This is a genomic window from Arthrobacter sp. Y3223164, from assembly GCF_059091005.1.
In genome coordinates, this window is the sequence record NZ_JBNHGF010000427.1 from 1 (window position 1) to 2,173 (window position 2,173).

The 2,173-nt window shown below is 70.4% G+C and carries 3 protein-coding genes; all 3 read right to left on the reverse strand.

Annotated features, from left to right (window positions below; translation table 11 throughout):
* Positions 1-54: 54 nt before the first annotated feature.
* Positions 55-222, reverse strand: coding sequence for a hypothetical protein (locus tag AC5RUJ_RS14970; RefSeq protein ID WP_494128726.1), 168 nt, complete (start codon positions 220-222; stop codon positions 55-57).
* Positions 223-320: 98 nt separating this feature from the next.
* On the reverse strand, positions 321-830 hold the full coding sequence (locus tag AC5RUJ_RS14975) for an amino-acid N-acetyltransferase (protein WP_493988474.1): 510 nt from the start codon (positions 828-830) through the stop codon (positions 321-323).
* Between the two features lie 9 nt (positions 831-839).
* Positions 840-2,173, reverse strand: a 1,334-nt coding sequence (locus tag AC5RUJ_RS14980; protein ID WP_494156110.1) for a S9 family peptidase, incomplete at its 5' end; no start/stop codon positions are given.

Sequence of the window (2,173 nt, forward strand, 5' to 3'; positions counted from 1 at the left end):
GCGGGGCCGCTAGTTGTCCCCGCCGCCGGAAGGATCCTGCCGGCCCCCGACACTTCAGTCGGCCTGGCCGCCCGGTCCGCCGCTGCCGCCGCTCTGCTCCTGCTGGTCGTCGTCGGCATCACCGGCCTTGTCCCTGAGGCCGTCCAGCTTGTCTCCCTGCAGTTTGGCTGAGCCGTCCTGCTGCTCTGCCTTGCCGCCGCCGGGGACATCTTCCACACCCATGGTCATCCTTACCGTCGCGCCGGCGCGAGGGGCCGGCTGTTCCCTCCCCAACGCCTCCACCCTAGGGGCCCGGGCGGAACGTGTCGACGGACGGGCGATCAAAGCCTGCGGATCATCCGCGTGTTGCCCAAGGTATTGGGTTTGACCCGGGCCAGGTCGAGGAACTCCGCCACGCCTTCGTCCGTGGAACGCAGCAGCTCGGAATACACCTCGGGGTCCACCACCGACTGGTCGGCCATCACCTCGAAACCGTGCCGGGTGAAAAAGTCCACCTCGAAGGTCAGGCAGAACACGCGGCTGACGCCCAGGTCCTTGGCGGCGGCGATCAGCTCGTCGAGCAGGGCCCGGCCCACTCCCCTGCCCCGCCAGTGCGCCGCGGTGGCCAGCGTGCGGACCTCGGCGATGTCCTCCCACATGACGTGCACGGCCCCGCAGCCCACGATCTCGCCCGCCGGGGTCTCCGCGACCCGGAACTCCTGGATGCCTTCGAAGTACGCCACGGCCTCCTTCTCCAGCAGCACCCGCTTGTCGGCCAGCGGCTTGACCAGCCGGCGGATCTGGACGACGTCGGAGGTGCGGGCGGGGCGGATACTGAAGGCGTCGGTCACCCAGCCAGTCTAAAGCCCCAGTTCGGCCGGCAACTCCGTCTCCTGCTCCAGCACGTGGCGGGCGAGGAAGTTGCACACCACCGAATACCAGATCCGGGCATGTTGCGGTGAGAGCACCCAGTGGTTCTCGTCCGGGAAGTACAGGAACCGGTGCGGGGTCTTCCCGTCCGCTCCGGCGGCCAGCTGCGAGCGCGACAACAGTTCGTACCAGAGCCGCAGCCCTTCCCCGATTGGCACCCGGTAGTCCTTGTCCCCGTGCACCACCAGCATGGGGGTGTTGATGTTCTGCACGTGCAGGTGCGGGGAGTTCTCCAGGGCCATCTCCGGCGTCATCTCCCGCTCCCAGTACGGGGAGACGTCCGTCGTCGGCCCGAACTGGTCCAGCGCCCAGAGGCTGGCGTGGGTGACGATGGCCCGGAACCTGTCGGTATGCCCGGCGATCCAGTTGGCCATGTAACCGCCGAAGGAACCGCCCATCGCGGCCGTCCGCGTCCCGTCGATGTCATCACGCTGCACGGCGGCGTCGGTGATGGCCATCAGGTCCTCATAGGGCGCCTGCCCCCACTGCCCCCAGCCCCGCCGGATGAAGTCGTCGCCGTAGCCGGTGGACAGGGCCGGGTCCGGCAGCAGGACCGCGTACCCCTGCGCCACCAGCAGCCAGGGGCACCAGCGCCAGCTCCATGCGTTCCAGGAGCCGAGCGGGCCGCCGTGCACCCACAGCACCAGCGGCGCCGGCTTTTGCGCTGACGCTTCAGCGGGCAGGGCCAGCCAGGCGCGCACCGGAATGTTCGCGCCCCGGGCGGCCACCGTCGTCGTGATCTCTTCCAGCCTCCCGCCCACCTCCGGGCGGGGTGCGGGCGAGGGCAGGACCGTGGCCTCGCCGGAGGACAGGTCGATGCGCACCGGCTCGGGCGGAAACAGGTAGGAGCTGCGCAGCGCGTAGGCGAACTGCCCGTCCGGGCTGACCACGACGTCGGTGTAGGCCGCATCGTCGAGCGTCATCTGGCGCACGGCACCGGTGACGACGTCGATGCAGAACACCGGGGTGCGGCCGCCGTCGTCTGCGGTGACCAGCAGGCCCGAACCGTCGGGCAGCCAGGCTGCGGGGCTGGGCCAGCGGTCCCAGTCGGCTGCCAGCGGCCGCAACTCGCCGCCGGCCAGCGGGAGCAGGCCAAGGGTCACGGAAGGAATGGTCTGCGGCCCGGAGACGGTCTCGCAGACCACCACAACGGTGCGGTTGTCGGGGCTGACCGGGCCCGGCGCATAGTCGGTGTCCGGGCTCTCCAGCAGGATCCGCTGCACGCCGGTGGCCGTGTCCACGGCGGCCAGCACGCTGCGGGCGT

Excerpts from the sequence above, each read along its gene's own strand:
- AC5RUJ_RS14970 (WP_494128726.1), bottom strand. The coding sequence starts at position 222 with ATGGGTGTGGAAGATGTCCCCGGCGGCGGCAAGGCAGAGCAGCAGGAC.